General features: G+C 39.7%; 15 protein-coding genes and 1 tRNA gene. 12 read left to right on the top strand and 4 right to left on the bottom strand.

Annotation, left to right across the window (positions count from 1 at the left end; all coding sequences use genetic code 11):
* Window positions 1-126 precede the first annotated feature (126 nt).
* From G602_RS25390 to G602_RS25395, 3 genes are read left to right on the top strand one after another with little or no spacing between them, the layout of a single operon-like run.
* Window positions 127-894 carry a polyphosphate polymerase domain-containing protein gene (locus tag G602_RS25390; protein ID WP_044931195.1) on the top strand — a complete coding sequence of 256 codons (768 nt, stop codon included), beginning with the start codon at window positions 127-129 and terminating at the stop codon, window positions 892-894.
* Window positions 895-929: 35 nt separating this feature from the next.
* A complete protein-coding gene (locus G602_RS0105795; RefSeq protein ID WP_026658132.1) occupies window positions 930-1,613 on the top strand; it encodes a DUF4956 domain-containing protein in 684 nt (227 codons plus the stop codon).
* Between the two features lie 30 nt (window positions 1,614-1,643).
* Window positions 1,644-3,383: a carbohydrate-binding domain-containing protein gene (locus G602_RS25395; protein WP_049945077.1), complete on the top strand. Its 1,740-nt coding sequence runs from the start codon at window positions 1,644-1,646 to the stop codon at window positions 3,381-3,383.
* A gap of 4 nt (window positions 3,384-3,387) precedes the next feature.
* Here G602_RS25395 and G602_RS0105805 read toward each other — a convergent pair whose 3' ends face one another.
* Complete coding sequence (locus tag G602_RS0105805) at window positions 3,388-4,080, bottom strand: hypothetical protein (RefSeq protein ID WP_026658133.1); 693 nt, start codon at window positions 4,078-4,080, stop codon at window positions 3,388-3,390.
* 76 nt (window positions 4,081-4,156) lie between these two features.
* Here G602_RS0105805 and G602_RS0105810 point away from each other — a divergent pair, with 76 nt between their 5' ends.
* The 3 genes from G602_RS0105810 (at window position 4,157) to G602_RS0105820 (ending at window position 7,351) form a co-directional block, all read left to right on the top strand.
* Window positions 4,157-5,245 (top strand): DUF3810 domain-containing protein, encoded by a 1,089-nt coding sequence (locus G602_RS0105810; RefSeq protein WP_026658135.1) that lies wholly within the window; start codon window positions 4,157-4,159, stop codon window positions 5,243-5,245.
* Window positions 5,246-5,325: 80 nt separating this feature from the next.
* Window positions 5,326-6,003 carry a response regulator transcription factor gene (locus G602_RS0105815; RefSeq protein ID WP_026658136.1) on the top strand — a complete coding sequence of 226 codons (678 nt, stop codon included), beginning with the start codon at window positions 5,326-5,328 and terminating at the stop codon, window positions 6,001-6,003.
* Between the two features lie 4 nt (window positions 6,004-6,007).
* On the top strand, window positions 6,008-7,351 hold the full coding sequence (locus G602_RS0105820) for a sensor histidine kinase (RefSeq protein WP_026658137.1): 1,344 nt from the start codon (window positions 6,008-6,010) through the stop codon (window positions 7,349-7,351).
* On the opposite strand, the gene G602_RS0105825 is transcribed toward G602_RS0105820, so the two are convergent.
* Window positions 7,348-8,361, bottom strand: a complete 1,014-nt coding sequence (locus tag G602_RS0105825) for a putative manganese transporter (RefSeq protein ID WP_026658138.1) — start codon at window positions 8,359-8,361, stop codon at window positions 7,348-7,350. The two genes, G602_RS0105820 and G602_RS0105825, sit on opposite strands and share 4 nt — an antisense overlap.
* Window positions 8,362-8,622: 261 nt before the next feature.
* Here G602_RS0105825 and sufC point away from each other — a divergent pair, with 261 nt between their 5' ends.
* From sufC to G602_RS0105855, 6 genes are all read left to right on the top strand, one after another.
* A complete protein-coding gene (gene sufC / locus G602_RS0105830; RefSeq protein ID WP_026658139.1) occupies window positions 8,623-9,402 on the top strand; it encodes a Fe-S cluster assembly ATPase SufC in 780 nt (259 codons plus the stop codon).
* Between the two features lie 13 nt (window positions 9,403-9,415).
* A complete protein-coding gene (sufB, locus tag G602_RS0105835; protein WP_026658140.1) occupies window positions 9,416-10,825 on the top strand; it encodes a Fe-S cluster assembly protein SufB in 1,410 nt (469 codons plus the stop codon).
* A 4-nt stretch (window positions 10,826-10,829) separates the two neighbouring features.
* Window positions 10,830-11,993, top strand: coding sequence for a SufB/SufD family protein (locus tag G602_RS25400; RefSeq protein ID WP_049945079.1), 1,164 nt, complete (start codon window positions 10,830-10,832; stop codon window positions 11,991-11,993).
* Window positions 11,994-12,002: 9 nt separating this feature from the next.
* Window positions 12,003-13,223 (top strand): aminotransferase class V-fold PLP-dependent enzyme, encoded by a 1,221-nt coding sequence (locus tag G602_RS0105845; protein ID WP_026658142.1) that lies wholly within the window; start codon window positions 12,003-12,005, stop codon window positions 13,221-13,223.
* A gap of 98 nt (window positions 13,224-13,321) precedes the next feature.
* On the top strand, window positions 13,322-13,783 hold the full coding sequence (gene sufU / locus G602_RS0105850) for a Fe-S cluster assembly sulfur transfer protein SufU (protein ID WP_026658143.1): 462 nt from the start codon (window positions 13,322-13,324) through the stop codon (window positions 13,781-13,783).
* Between the two features lie 5 nt (window positions 13,784-13,788).
* Entirely contained in the window at window positions 13,789-14,202 is a 414-nt protein-coding gene (locus tag G602_RS0105855; RefSeq protein WP_026658144.1) for a hypothetical protein, read from the top strand.
* Window positions 14,203-14,831: 629 nt separating this feature from the next.
* Here G602_RS0105855 and G602_RS0105860 read toward each other — a convergent pair.
* Window positions 14,832-14,904, bottom strand: a tRNA-Lys gene (locus tag G602_RS0105860).
* A gap of 302 nt (window positions 14,905-15,206) precedes the next feature.
* On the bottom strand, window positions 15,207-15,477 hold a 271-nt coding region (locus tag G602_RS0105870), incomplete at its 5' end, for a transposase (RefSeq protein ID WP_026658146.1).

A 15,477-nucleotide genomic window follows, 5' to 3' on the forward strand; every position in this document is an offset into this window, starting at 1 on the left:
CTTTTTCCGCTTTTTTAAGACCTTTCCCTGTTTTTTAAGAAAATCTAAAGAATTTAGGTCTGTTTTAGGTTAAACATGTATTCTTGCATCAGAACAAAGGAATAGGTGCACAGAAATGAGGTAATAATGAGCGGATTTAAAGATACCTTTCAAAGATATGAAACGAAATATCTGTTGGAGGATTTTCAGTACAAAGCAATAAGAGAGAGACTTGAAAACATGGCAAGAGTCGATGAGTACGGAAAGACCTCCATCTTAAATATATATTACGATACACCGAATTACTCGCTTATAAGAACTTCACTTGAAAAACCGGTGTACAAAGAAAAATTGAGGCTTCGCAGCTATGGCATTCCAAAGGATGACACAAGAGCATTTATAGAGATAAAGAAAAAATTTGAAGGCATTGTATATAAGAGAAGAATAGGAATGGATTATAAAAGTGCTCTGGAGTACTTGAACAAAGGAATGGAGCCTGTTGAGGAATCTCAGATATCTCATGAGATAGATTATTTTAAGAGGTTTTACAGAGGATTAAGACCTGCTATGGCAATATCCTATGACAGGATAGCAATGGCTGGAACCGATGATCCGGAACTTCGAATAACATTTGATGAAAATATAAGATGGAGAGTAAGTCATCTTAATCTTAAGCACGGTAATATAGGTAAAGACATATTGAAGCCGGGACAGCATCTTATGGAGCTTAAGATTGCGGGAGCCATGTCCCTGGAAATGGCCAGGATACTTGATGAACTTGAGATTAGACAGACATCATTTTCAAAATACGGAAAAGGTTATCTGGATTATATGTATCCTGATGGTAACAGAGAGGCTTTCTATCAGAATAGGCAAGGTAATATTATCAGAGACAGGAGAATTCTTACTGCATAAGGTGTAGTAACATTATTAAAGGAGATTATAGAACAATGAATGAATTATTATTTGGAACAGTAATGGAGTCAGGAACAATCACAGGAAGTGCTTTTATTTCAGCAACACTTGTATCCCTTGCGGTAGGAATATATATAGCATTTATGGCAGGTTTAAAGGGAAGAGCATCAAGAAGTCTTGCGATAACTTTGGCATTACTACCCGTGATAGTACAGGTGGTTATCATGTTGGTAAATGGTAATCTTGGCGCAGGTGTAGCGGTTGCAGGGGCATTCAGTCTTGTGAGATTCAGGTCTCAGCCGGGTTCAGCACAGGATATTACAAATATTTTTCTTGCCATGGCAGTGGGACTTGCGACAGGAATGGGATATATAGGATTAGCGGTTTTATTTGCCATAGTAGTAACACTTATTAATTATGTGTTAAAGACTATAGGATTCGGCGGTGCAGGTTCGGAAGTAAAGACGATTAAGATAACAGTTCCTGAGAGTCTTGACTTTGAAGGGATTTTTGATGATATTTTTGCAAGATATACAACAAGTGCAGAGCTTGAAGAAGTAAAAACAACCGGAATGGGAAGTCTTTATAAACTTACATATAGCGTTACCATGAGAGGTAAAGCTTCAACCAAGGGAATGATCGATGAGATGAGACAAAGGAACGGTAATCTGGAAATATCCTGCTCAAGACCGGTTGCTCTTGCAGGGGCAGAGCTGTAACTACACATTTGATATAGCGAGGTTAATACAATGAAAAGAAAAACACTACCGATAATCTTTGCCACAGGAATGGTACTTGGCATATGTGCAGCTGCCTGTGGAGCAGCCGGCACAGTAACAAATGCAAATGATGCAACGGATACTTCAGTGATAATAGAAAGTGAAGATACAGAAAAAACAGCTGAGAACATAAGTAATACAGAAACGGTATCAACAGTAAACATGAGTACTGATACTACAACAATAGGTGCAGTGACATCCGTATCAGAGTTGGATTTGGAAGGAATGTTCACTGAAAGGGATATAGATACAGGATATGATGAGTCAAATTCAACTATCATAACGCTTAGTGACAGTAGTGCTGAGGTGACAGGAGAAGGAGTGAATGCAGATGGAACAACCATCACGATTACTTCGGAAGGTACGTACATTTTCAGCGGAGAACTGAAGGAAGGACAGATCATTGTCGATGTAGATGACAGTGAGAAGGTTCAGATTGTTTTAAATGGTGTGACCATAACTAACGATGACAGCGCATGCATATATGTAAAATGCGCAGATAAGGTCTTTGTGACACTGGCACAGGGAACGGAAAATTCATTATCTGATTCCGGGTCGGAATATATACAGGAAGACAGTGAAACAAATGTTGATGGTGTGATTTACAGTAAGGATGACATTACATTTAACGGCTCAGGAAGTCTTACTATAAACGCATCCTATGCTAATGGAATAGTCGGAAAAGATGATGTGAAATTTACAGGAGGAACATACAATATTACCGCTGTGGGTAATGCAATAGAGGGCAAGGATTCCGTAAGGATAAATAATGGAAACTTTAATCTGATAAGCGGTAAGGATAAGGACGGAATCCATACGAGCAATGAGGAGGAATCAGGTAAAGGGTATGTCTACATTGAGGGTGGAGATATTACTATAAATGCTCAGGATGACGGTATCCATGCAGCGACTGTGCTTTACATATGCGGCGGTAATATTGATGTAACAGAGAGCTATGAAGGCCTTGAAGGAGATACCATAGAGATTCTTGACGGAACTATTAAGGTGAAGTCAAGTGATGACGGACTTAATGCATCAACAAGTACTTCCCAGGATGAGTCAGGATTCGGACAGATGGGAGGTGGCATGGATTATGACGAAAATGCTTATATCCATATCTGTGGCGGTGATATATATGTAAATGCTGACGGAGATGGAATTGACTCTAATGGAGACATCTATATAGATGGGGGCTATGTAGTAGTAGATGGTCCTGTCAATGACGGAAATGGTCCTCTTGATAAAGGAGGTACAGCATATATTTCAGGTGGAACGGTAATTGCAGTGGGATCAAGTGGTATGGTTGAGACATTTAGCTCGGAGTCGGAACAATATTCGATTTTGTATGGCTTTGAGAGTAGTCTGGAAGCAGGGACAGAAATCACAATTACTGACAATGATGGAAATACATGCATGGGATATACACTGAATAAGACAGCATCTTCAGTAGTGTTTAGTTCTGAAGATTTAGCTGAAGGTGAGTACACAATTACTGCAGGTGATTTCACTGATACAATAACAGTGAGTGATAAGTCAACTACAGCAGGTGCATCAGTAGGAACTATGGGTGGCCATGGAGGTGCCGGTCTTGGCCAGGGGAGAAGAATGAAAAACGAAATGCTTGAGGGACAGGATATGCAAAATATGCAGGGTGAAAAACCTGAAGGACAGCCACCGGCAGAAATGCAGAATCAGGATGGACAGAATTAAAAAATCAGTTATTTGATGAATAGGAACTGATCTCTGCTCCATTTTCGGGGATGCCAAGAATGATGGAGATTCCGTTTTCCGCGGCAGAGCTTATGTTTTCTATATTCAGAGCATAGTCATAGACGTTGCCGAGAGTATCGGTAACACTGAGAATGCGGGAATTACTATCCAGGTTTATAGGAAGAATTATTCCTGTAAGAATTCTACCGGAGGGAAGCGTTGTACCTTCTTTCAGGTAGTTTTCTGTTTCTGTAGCCAAAGAGGTATCCTTTAGAATAATAGAGTTAAACTCCGACCCGGATTTATTCTCGATATAGCACAGAATTTCGGTATGCTTTGCAGACTCTGCCAATGCGTTTCCTTCGACTTCAAGTTCTTTTTCCATCTCGGAATAGAGTGTTTTATAGGATTCGGTTAGATTGTTTATTTTAGGGAGCAGCTCCTGGACATCCTTATCCTTTAATTTTTCAGTATCAAAATCAGTAATTGCATTATATTGTGTTTCATATGCTAAAAGATCTTCTCCATAGGCATCGGTAGTGAGCTTTCCGTAGATTTCCTCTGCAAATCCTTTTTGCTGAGTAAGTTCATCCCTGGCTTTTGTAATGCTGGAGAGATTTTCCTCAGATACTTTGCAGGCTGAGAGCATTGTACAACATATTAGTATAGCTAGTGCATAAAGGTGTTTTTTTGACATGTTTTAGGTCTCCTATGTTAGGAGTATAATATATTAAGGAATAAAAGACAAAATCATATAAAGGCAAACATTCGACGTGAAAAAGAAAATAATAGTATTTGCGTTTGTTCTTACAATTGTATTAAATGTTTTCTCCTGGTTGATTCCCGAATTTTCAGACTACTACACAAGGTATACCTTTCCGCTATGGGTTGAAAGTTATGGAAGATTAACCTCCATGTTTTCCTTTTCAGTGGGAGAATTTCTTATTGTTGCAGGTATAATCTGGCTTATTTTAATTCCCTTTGTTAAAAAAATAAGAAAAAACACCATACTTCTGCTTGTCATGATTTCTCTTATCATGACTCTAAACTGTTTTATAAACTATCACTGTACTCCAATTAAGGATTCTTACAAGATTGTAAGCGGAGAAGATGATAGCAACACTGACAGTAATGGCCAAGATGGCAGCAGGGAATTTACTGTTGAAGAGTTGGGGGAATTGAGGGATTACATCGTAAATAAATGTAATGAGTTGTCATCAGAGGTAGAGAGGCAAGAGGATGGAACACTTATATACGATGAAAATGAAATGAAGGATACAGCAAAAAAATCCATGCAGGCACTGGGAGAAAGATTTCCAAAGCTGTCAGGTTTTTATGTGACGCCTAAGGCTCTTCTTTCATCAGGGTTTATAAGTCAGCAGTATATGCAAGGATATTACTTTCCATTTTCAATGGAAGCTAATTATAACGATATAATGTATGTTACCAACAAGCCTTTTACTATGTGTCATGAACTTGCTCATACCAAGAGCTACATATTTGAGGATGAGGCCAATTTCCTCGCATATCTGGCATGTACGGGTTCGGATGATTTTTTTTTCCAGTATAGTGGGTATCTTGGGGTACTTAATTATGTGAATAATGCCTTTTATGAAAATGTAACCAAGGAGGAATATAAGTCTCATGTTGCAGTTTCCGAAACAGTCTGGGATGACAATATATTTCTGACTGATGAAAACTGGAAAAAGGTGGAGGATACAGCGGTTTTAGATACTGAAACAGTAAAAAAGGCAGCAGATACATTTGTTGATACCACGCTTAAGGTAAATGGCGTAGGTGATGGAAAAGCAAGCTACAACAGAGTAGTGGAGCTTATGCTTTTGGAATATTACTCAGAATAATAGTTTATATAAAATTTACATTTTATTATTTATGCATCTGATATGATGGAATTAACTTATATTTTCGGAGGAAAAACATAATGAAGCTTCTTCTTGCTGAAGATGAAAAAGAACTTTCAAATGCGCTGGTGGCAATATTGAAACATTCAAGCTATACGGTGGATGCCGTATATGACGGACAGGATGCTCTGGACTATATTCTTGCCAGCGAATATGACGGTATCATTCTTGATATTATGATGCCCGGGTTAGAGGGAACAGAGGTATTAAAAAAAATCCGCGAAAAGGGTATATCCACTCCTGTTCTTTTTTTGACTGCTAAATCTGAGACAGATGATAAAATCATGGGGCTTGATCTGGGCGCTGATGATTACCTGACAAAGCCTTTTGAAATGGGAGAACTGCTTGCGAGAATACGTGCAATGACAAGAAGAAAGGCAGACTTTGCTCCTAATAATTTAAAGTGTGGAAATGTTGAGCTTGACAGAGCAGGATATGAGCTTAAGTCACCGGGACATGAACCGATAAGACTTGTGGGACGTGAGTTTCAGATGCTTGAGATGCTCATGGAAAATCCGGGAAGAGTTATTTCTGTGGATGCATTTATGGACAGGATATGGGCTGATGGTGAGGCAGATGTAAACGTAGTATGGGTTTATATATCAAATCTTAGAAAAAAGCTCACATCATTGGATGCAACCTGTGAAATCAAGGCTTCTCGCGGAGTTGGATACTCCATGCATGAAAAGGCGGAATGATTAAATGGTAAAAAAGCTAAGACAAAAGTTTGTCCTTACCGCAACATTATCACTTCTGGTGATTCTGATTGGAATAATCGGATTTATTAATGTGGCTAATTACATACAGGTTCAGGCAGGAGCGGATGATATTCTGAGCATTCTTTCCGAAAATAACGGAATGTTTCCTGAGATGAAGGAAAAGCTTACAAAACCTGATGGAAAGAACACAAAGGATGATGATAGCAATGGAGATAAAGCTGAGGGTCCGCCCGCGGAGGGACCGTTCTTTGGCGATAAAATGGAGTATAACAGAACGCTTGAACTTCCTTTTCAGTCAAGATATTTCTGGGTAAAGCTAAATAAAAATGGAAAGCCGATTGAAATTAACACCGGGCATATAGCGGCCATTTCTTCAGAAGATGCCAGTAATTATGCTAAGGAGCTTTTCTATAATCAGAAGAATACAAGGGGATATGTGGATAAACATTACAGATATCTGATTTCGAGGAAGGATGATGGCTCCTGTCTGATCATTTTTGTAGATTGCAGCAATGGTTTTTACAATGCAAATATGCTTCTTTTAAGAACTCTTCTTATCGGACTTATTGCACTTATTGCAATGTTCATACTGGTTTATCTATTTTCGGGAAAAGCAGTTGCGCCTGTGGTGGAATCACTTGAAAAGCAGAAGAGATTTATAACCGATGCGGGACATGAACTTAAGACACCTCTTGCGGTTATTTCCGCAAATATGGATGTAATAGAGCTTGAGGCGGGAAAGAGTGAGTGGACAAAAAGCACTAAGAATCAGATAAAGAGGATGGATGGTCTTGTTAAGAATCTCCTTACACTTTCAAGAATGGAAGAAGAAAATATCCATCTGGTATTTTCAGATATCAATATAAGCAAGATTACAGAAGATGCTACGATGTATTTTAACGCAATGGCGGATTTTAAAAAGATAAAATATACCGTCGATATTGGGAAAAATATACATATAAACGGAGATAAGAATGCATTTAATCAGCTCTGTACACTACTTATTGATAATGCAATTAAGTATACACCCGAAGAAGGAAGTATAAATGTGAGCCTCAGTAGTGACAACAGTATGAGAAATGCCATATTTGAAGTAACAAATACCTGTGATAAGGTTCCTGAAGGAAAACTGGACAGATTGTTTGACAGATTCTACAGGGCCGATACATCAAGAAGTCGCGAGAGCGGCGGGTACGGAATTGGCTTATCCGTAGCAAGGGCAATCGCGACGTCACATGGCGGTACTATTGAAGCTAAAGCAGATGGTGATCATATAATGAGATTCATCGTTAAGGTTCCAATGATAAAGAACGAAAAAGCCGATTAAATGGCTATACCAATTAAATCAAGCAATAATCCTGTGAAGGTGCCTATCAGATATAAAAGACAAGTAATTTGTATATTTCTGGTGGTACCTTCATTTACGCGAAACAGAATTAAAAGACCAACACCGGCACCTACAAGTAATCCTGACATCATCGCACCGAAAGTTATAATGTCGTTTATATAAAGCTCTGTTATGACAATGGAGGCAGCACAGTTTGGAATAAGTCCTATAATACCTGCAGCAGCGTGGCTAAGGACGGTGTTACTTTGCAGGATTCCTGCGAGGGCATCTTCACCTATAAACTCAATAAGTGCATTTAGAACAAGCGTAAAAATGAGTATATATATAAAAATATGAACCGTATGTACAAGAGCTGAACGAAGAATATTACCATGCCCTTCGTGTTCATGGGAGTGTTCATGCTTTGTACTGGTTTCTTTTGCTACCTGGGCTTTACTTATGGGCTTATTTACAGCAAGGTCGGGGGACTCATTACGTCCTCTGTGAGCTGATATCTTTGGGGTATCTTCTTCACAGTGACAATGCTCTCTTTTACAGAGCTCATCAATTTTCATCTTTTCTGTTTCAGCTCTTTTTTTCCATCTTCTGTAGTGAACTATAACGAAATCTATTAGGAAGCCATAAAAAATTCCCAGTACAGCTTTCATACAGATTATTGTTATCATCTTTGATATAGGTACCTGGGAAGATATGAATAATGGAACCATTTCGTCTGAGGTTGAGAGGTAAATGGCAATAAGAGTTCCCAAAGTGATGACTCGCCCTGCATAAAGGTTTGAGGCAGCAGCTGAGAATCCGCACTGAGGAAAGGCTCCGAAAAGACCTCCAAACAAAGGTCCGAATTTACCGGCTTTTTGGACCATTGACTGAGTTTTATCACCGGTGCGATGCTCAAGATATTCCATTATCAGGTAAGTGATGAACAGGAACGGTAGTATTTTAATGCCGTCTACTATTGTATCTTCCAAAACAGGAATCCAAAAATTCATATAATATCTCCAAAGTTAAATCATTGCTTACAATACATGTACTTATTTAAGCATTTTATGTATTCTTTTGCAAATCAGGGATTTTTTCCCATGCTGTTGCAATTTTTTTACATAGCTAATATAATACCTAGTAATTTAATAGGTAAATAATAATATGACATAAAAATGCACTATTTTTTCATCTTTTCCTTAATATATGCTATAATAATTCGGATTATGTGCATTTGAGCACTGTTTAATTGGTTTAAAGGAGTAACGCAAATGTCAGAACAGTCATTATTGCAGGTTAGAAACCTATCTGCATCAGTTGAGGAATTGCCGATTCTTCACAACATAAACTTGGAAATAAAGGCAGGAGAGACCCACGTCCTTATGGGACCTAATGGAGCAGGTAAGTCAACTCTCGGATATACGCTCATGGGTAATCCACATTACAACGTAACAGACGGATCCATCATTTTTGATGGCCAGGATCTTACTAAGGAGTCTGCTGATAAGAGAGCAAAGGCAGGAATGTTCCTGTCATTTCAGAATCCTCTTGAGGTTCCGGGAATTTCTCTTGGAAGCTTCATAAGAAATGCATATCATGAGCAGACAGGTAAGCCTGTTAAGCTTCTTCAATATAAGAAGCAGCTTGCAGAGGCTATGGATCTTCTCACAATGGACGGTGATTATGCGGACAGAGATCTTAATGTAGGATTTTCAGGCGGTGAGAAGAAAAAGGCAGAAATTCTTCAGATGCTTATGCTTAATCCAAAACTTGCAATTCTTGACGAGACTGATTCAGGACTTGACGTTGATGCGGTAAGAACTGTATCAAAGGGAATTCAGGAGTATCAGAAAAAGAAGGACGGAGCACTCCTTATCATAACTCACAGTACAAAGATTCTTGAGTCACTTCATGTTGATTATACACATGTACTTGTAAAAGGACATATCGTGACAACAGGTGATGGAAGTCTTGTAGAAGAGATAAATGAACACGGTTTTGAAAAATATGTAAGATGCGAAGGCTGCGACGGATGCAGTCCGCTGAATTAAGATAGGAAAAAAGATGGCTGATAATAATAAAGCGGTTGTAGATATAGACCGCAGTGTTTATGACATAAAGGATGTGGAGAACGAGCAGGACTTCTACCGCATGGAAGATGGTTTTACCGAGGATATTGTCAGAAAGATTTCCGAGGAGAAGCATGATCCCGAGTGGATGAGGGAGTTCCGCTTAAAGTCTCTTGAATTATATAACAAGCTTGAGATGCCTGACTGGGGTCCGGATACGGATGATCTCGATATGAATCTTATTTCATCCTATGTTCGTTCAAAGTCTGACATGAAGGGCAAATGGGAGGATGTTCCCGAGGATATAAAGAATACCTTTGAAAGACTTGGTATCCCTGAGGCAGAGCGTGAATCTCTTGCAGGTGTGGGAGCCCAGTATGATTCTGAGCTTGTTTATCATAATGTAAAGGATGAAGTGGCTGAGCAGGGTGTTGTTTATACAGATATGGAGAGTGCCCTGACAGGAGAATATGCGGATATGGTTCATGAGTATTTCATGAAGCTGGTACCGCCTACAGACCACAAATATGCAGCGCTTCATGGAGCGGTATGGTCAGGTGGCTCTTTCGTATATGTTCCCAAGGGAGTGAAGGTTGATATACCTCTTCAGTCATATTTCAGACTGAATGCAGCAGGAGCAGGCCAGTTTGAGCACACTCTGATAATTGTGGATGAGGGTGCAGACCTTCATTTTATCGAAGGATGTTCAGCTCCCAAGTATAACGTGGCTAACTTACATGCGGGATGCGTTGAACTTTTTGTAAAAAAGAATGCAAGACTTCGTTACTCAACTATAGAGAACTGGTCTAAGAATATGTACAATCTCAACACCAAGCGTGCGCTTGTTGAGGAAGGCGCGCGTATGGAGTGGGTATCCGGATCCTTCGGTTCACATACTTCATACCTATATCCTATGACAATTCTTAAGGGTGATCATTCCACAATGGAATACACAGGAATAACCTTTGCGGGAAAAGGACAGAACCTTGATACAGGTGCCAAAGTAGTTCATCAGGGAAAATATACATCATCCCTGATATCTACAAAATCCATTTCCAAGTCAGGCGGTATCGGAACCTACAGAAGTTCCGTAATTATCAATAAGGAAGCAAAGCATGCCAAGACTTCTGTTTCCTGCGATTCACTTATGCTTGATTCCATTTCACGTGCAGATACTATTCCAGGAATGGATATCAGAACTGATGATGCGGATGTTGGACACGAGGCAAAGATAGGCAGAATCAGTGATGAAGCTGTATTCTATCTGATGTCCAGAGGTCTCTCAGAGACAGATGCAAGAGCTATGATCGTCAGTGGGTTTGCGAATCCTGTTTCAAAGGAGCTTCCGCTGGAATACGCTGTTGAGATGAACAATCTGATTAAGCTTGAGATGTCAGGAGGCTGAGAAAGTGGATATAAATATGAAAGTTAATCATCTTCCTGCCCTGACTTACAGGTTTTTAAAGTCAAATGACAGTGAGATAGAGATAAAGGATATAAAGATTAAGGATACCTTTAGTCCTGAAATGCAAAATGGGCAGGACGGAGTATCCGTAAATAAGGAAGCATCAGAAGAGGATGTACGCAAGCTTTTTGATGCTGTAAATGCTAAGGCTGAAAGCAAAAAGACTGATGTTCCCGGACCAAACGGTGATACAGCACCTTTAAATGATGCTCAGAGTGTACGCACCGGAATGGGAGCACAGATTGATAACCTTATGCAGGAGATGAAGGTTCCCGTAACAGTAATCACTGCAGATGAAGGCTGCAAGGTATCTGAACCTGTGATGATAAGATTTGATCTTAAGGATGGAGACTGCGTTCTTGGAAATCAGGTTATCCATGCGAAAAAGGATTCTGAGATAACCGTAATCATGGAATATGATTCAGAGCCTGAAACTAATGGATTTTTGGGAATCCAGACAAGACTTCTGGCCGAGGAAGGTGCAAAGATAAATCTTATAAAGGTTCAGATGCTTGGTGAAAAGATTGCTCATTTTGATGATATTGGCGGTGTCTGTGATGATAAGGCTGATATTGAGACAATAAATATGCAGCTGGGTGCAGGAAATACCTGGGGAGGCTGCAGAGTGGCACTTCTTGGAGACAAGAGTGTATTTAATAACCACACAGGATATCTGTGCCGTCATAAGCAGAGCTATGACATGAATTATGTTGCTGACCAGATGGGTAAGAAAACTGAATCAAATATGGTATTCAGAGGAGTTCTTCTTGATGAAGCTGTTAAGACCTTCCGCGGAACTCTTGATTTTAAACCCGGAAGTGCAGGTTCTGTAGGCGATGAGCAGGAGGATACACTTCTTCTCAGTTCAGACGCCGTAAACAGAACAATACCTGTTATTCTCTGTGGAGAGGAGGACGTCGATGGACGTCATGGCGCTTCAATCGGACAGCTTGGTGATGATACTCTTTTCTATATGGAGAGTCGCGGAATTGATGAAGAAGCAGCCAAAAAGCTGATGATCCGTGCCCGTATGGAGAGTATAGCAAGAATGATTCCGGATGAAGCAATCATTATCAGAATTCAGCAGTTTATACGTACGATATTGTAAGGAGTTGAAATGTCCAGACCTGAAGATTACCGCAAAGACTTCCCTATACTTAACAAAGGGGATTACATATATTTTGACAATGCAGCGACTTCGCAGCGTCCAGAGTGCGTAGTTGATGCAATTAAGGATTTTTACGAGAATTCCAATGCAAATCCCTTAAGAGGACTCTATGACTGGAGTGTTGATGCTACAGAGAGATACGAGCATGCCAGAAAAACAGTAGCAGAGTTTATTGGAGCAGCTAAGACTGAGGAGATCATTTTTACCAGAAATACTACTGAGTCAATGAATCTCGTGGCATACAGCTACGGCCTTGATAATGTAAACGAAGGTGATGAAGTTGTTATCAGTGTGATGGAGCATCACAGCAATATTCTTCCCTGGCAGATGGTCACAAGGCAGAAAAAAGCAAAGCTTGTGTATTTGGAGCCCGATGAAGAAGGAGTTATCACAGAGTCCGAGTATAAGAGTAAGATAACGGATAAGACTAAGATTGTATCAATAGGACATGTATCCAATGTTTTCGGAATTACAAATCCTGTTAAGGAAATAGCTGCCTATGCTCATGAAAAGGGAGCTACGGTTATAGTGGATGGTGCGCAGGCTGCGCCGCATATCCCGGTTAATGTTCAGGAAATCGGTGCGGATTTTTATGCCTTTTCAGGCCATAAACTCATGGCACCCATGGGAATCGGAGTATTATATGGCCGAGAGGCTTTGCTGGATAAGATGAATCCCTTCCTTACAGGCGGAGAAATGATAGAATATGTTACAAGGGATGACGCGACCTATGCAGAGCTTCCTCACAAATTTGAAGCAGGTACTGTTAATGCAGCCGGTGCGGTAGGACTTGAAGCTGCTATCAGGTATCTTCAGAAGGTTGGATTTGACTTTATCGCAGAGCAGGAGCACAAGCTGACTGTAAGAATGATGGAAGGTATGAAAAAGCTGCCTTATATTAAGATTTACGGTTCTTCTGATCCTGCAAGGCACAGCGGAATAGTCACTTTCACAATGGACGGCGTTCATCCTCATGATATTTCTTCGGTTTTAAATGATGATCATGTGTGTGTAAGAGCAGGTCACCACTGTGCTCAGCCACTTATGCAGTTTATTGGTGCAGGTTCCACAGCAAGAGCCAGCGTATATTTCTATAACACGGAAGAGGAAGTTGACAGATTTCTGGAGCACCTTGCCAAGGTACGTTCTGTTATGGGATATGAGGATTAATGCCACATAATGTAAATTGATTTTATAAGAAATATACTATTAAAAGCCTTTCTATCTTCATGGAAAGGTGGGTGTGTAAGCACCGTATGAGGTTATATATGGATTTAAAAGGACTTTATAGAGAAATTGTTAACGAGCACAATCTCCGCCCTTCTCATAAGGGGGAAATGGCGAATCCAGATCTTGTGCTCAGGGGTGTAAATCCCAGCTGTGGTGATGATATTACACTTCAGCTAAGAATAGTAGATGATGTTATTGAGGATGCAATGTTTTCAGGCTCAGGATGTGCTATTTCCCAGGCTTCTGTAGACATGATGGCAGATCAGGTTATCGGAAGATCGAAGGAAGATGCTATTAAGCTTGCAGGAACCTTTATGGGCATGATAAAGGGAGAAATAAAGGATGAGGAACAGCTTGAGGAGCTTGATGAGGCAGCAGCTCTTCAGGATATTTCACACATGCCTGCAAGAGTTAAGTGCGCGGTTCTTGGCTGGAAGACCATGCAGAAGATGCTTGAGCATCCTGAAGAAGCGGAGAATGTATCATCTGAAGAGGAGTGATATACGTGGAAGGTATTATTGTTTGGGGCATTGTAATTTTAGGCTTGATATTCAGGGTTATGAAGCTTGCAGGAAAGAATAAGTCCAATACAGGTGCGGGAGCTCCTAAAACAGGTGCACCTGTAAAAACTTATGGTACTAATATAGATGCGGCTAAGGGGGATACAACAAAAGGTCGCACAGATAAGAATTATTCAGGTGCTATGATCCAGAGAGAGACTTCAGCTATGCCGCACAAGCATAGAGAGAAAGGCGTTTACGATACTGCAAACAGGCATAAGAAGGATAATTCTGATGGAACGATGCCACATAGCCATAATGAAGTAAAGTATAAAAGTATTGATGTGGCAACGCTGCCAAAGGGGTATATTTTGCTTAATGGTGAGCCTGTGAGGACAGCGGATCTGGAGAAGTATTAAGGAAAATAATGGATGCAGATGATGCATCATGATTAGAAGCTGGGAGCAATGCTCCTGGCTTTTTAATTATTCTTGTAAATTTATGCAAAATAGTGATGGGTATATACTTTGCTTAAACCCTTTTGGATGGTGCAATTCAAAAATGTATATTATCCGGCTGTATTCGTGGTAACTTCATCCGGAAGTACAAGGAATTCATTTTGGGATGACTGATTTATTAACATAGTTGGATCTTAATATAAAAAAATAATATTTTCGGATGAAATTTTTATGTATCATTTTCATACTATCGTTCAGTAATTGAAAATAAGGGTGTGTCATCAAGAAAAATATTTTATATTGAGAGATAATAATTCATCCATATAAGCCTACTTTACAGAAAAGGAATGAAAAGGATGATTAAATTGTTCATCCGCTATATGAATGAATAGTATAAAGGGTGAATTGTTGCAAATAATGATTCATCACATTTGCTATAAATTGTTTATAAGTATGAATCTTTTGTCAGTTAACCTGACTATTGAATTTTTGGAAGAAAATCAGGTATACCGCAAAAAGTATACATTAGAATTAATAAGCGCAAAAAAAGTACCGCCCCATGAGATATACTCACAAAACAGTACTCGGCGTGCGCCTCCAGGGGCTCGAACCCTGGACACCCTGATTAAGAGTCAGGTGCTCTACCAACTGAGCTAGAAGCGCTTGGTTATTGATGTTTGTGTCGCTCTGTCTTAGCGACAAGTGATATATTACTACGGTTTTTTTTATAATGCAAGCACTTTTTTAAAAATTTTTTAAAATTTAAACTTTTTTTACAAAAAGTATCCTGAAATAGTGATAAATAAGGGATTCTTTAAAAAATAATTTTTTGAAGTTTCCTGAAAAAACATAGCAAAAACCGTATACAGGGGCTGCAGAACTGAAATGGATATATTGTGAAAAAATATGGCTCTTCAGGGGTAATGGTGGGTGAAAAATGCCATCATCCCCAGCATTTATGCTGATCATGCGCCTCGAGGTTTTCTGTTAGGAAGTGGAATACTCAAATCCGAGCATACTAAGTAGACCATATCGAGCATGTTTTGGATGTTGCGAAAACCATATGCCTTACGGATAATCAGCTTGATTTTGTTATTAGTAGCTTCAATTCGAGCGTTACTCATGCCTAGCCTTATTGCATTCAGTATGTGCTCCCTGTGACGTTTGATCTTGAGGTAAAGTTCCTTGAAAGCACCAATCCTGCTGTGACTTGCCCACCAGAGCCAACGATTGAGG

The organism is Butyrivibrio sp. AC2005 (assembly GCF_000424145.1).
In the GTDB taxonomy this organism is placed as follows: domain Bacteria; phylum Bacillota; class Clostridia; order Lachnospirales; family Lachnospiraceae; genus Butyrivibrio.

Excerpts from the sequence above, each read along its gene's own strand:
- G602_RS25390 (WP_044931195.1), top strand. The coding sequence starts at position 127 with ATGAGCGGATTTAAAGATACCTTTCAAAGATATGAAACGAAATATCTG.
- sufB (WP_026658140.1), top strand. The coding sequence starts at position 9,416 with ATGGCTGATAATAATAAAGCGGTTGTAGATATAGACCGCAGTGTTTAT.
- sufU (WP_026658143.1), top strand. The coding sequence starts at position 13,322 with ATGGATTTAAAAGGACTTTATAGAGAAATTGTTAACGAGCACAATCTC.
- G602_RS0105825 (WP_026658138.1), bottom strand. The coding sequence starts at position 8,361 with ATGAATTTTTGGATTCCTGTTTTGGAAGATACAATAGTAGACGGCATT.
- G602_RS0105805 (WP_026658133.1), bottom strand. The coding sequence starts at position 4,080 with ATGTCAAAAAAACACCTTTATGCACTAGCTATACTAATATGTTGTACA.
- G602_RS0105845 (WP_026658142.1), top strand. The coding sequence starts at position 12,003 with ATGTCCAGACCTGAAGATTACCGCAAAGACTTCCCTATACTTAACAAA.
- G602_RS25395 (WP_049945077.1), top strand. The coding sequence starts at position 1,644 with ATGAAAAGAAAAACACTACCGATAATCTTTGCCACAGGAATGGTACTT.
- G602_RS0105795 (WP_026658132.1), top strand. The coding sequence starts at position 930 with ATGAATGAATTATTATTTGGAACAGTAATGGAGTCAGGAACAATCACA.
- G602_RS0105815 (WP_026658136.1), top strand. The coding sequence starts at position 5,326 with ATGAAGCTTCTTCTTGCTGAAGATGAAAAAGAACTTTCAAATGCGCTG.
- G602_RS0105820 (WP_026658137.1), top strand. The coding sequence starts at position 6,008 with ATGGTAAAAAAGCTAAGACAAAAGTTTGTCCTTACCGCAACATTATCA.
- sufC (WP_026658139.1), top strand. The coding sequence starts at position 8,623 with ATGTCAGAACAGTCATTATTGCAGGTTAGAAACCTATCTGCATCAGTT.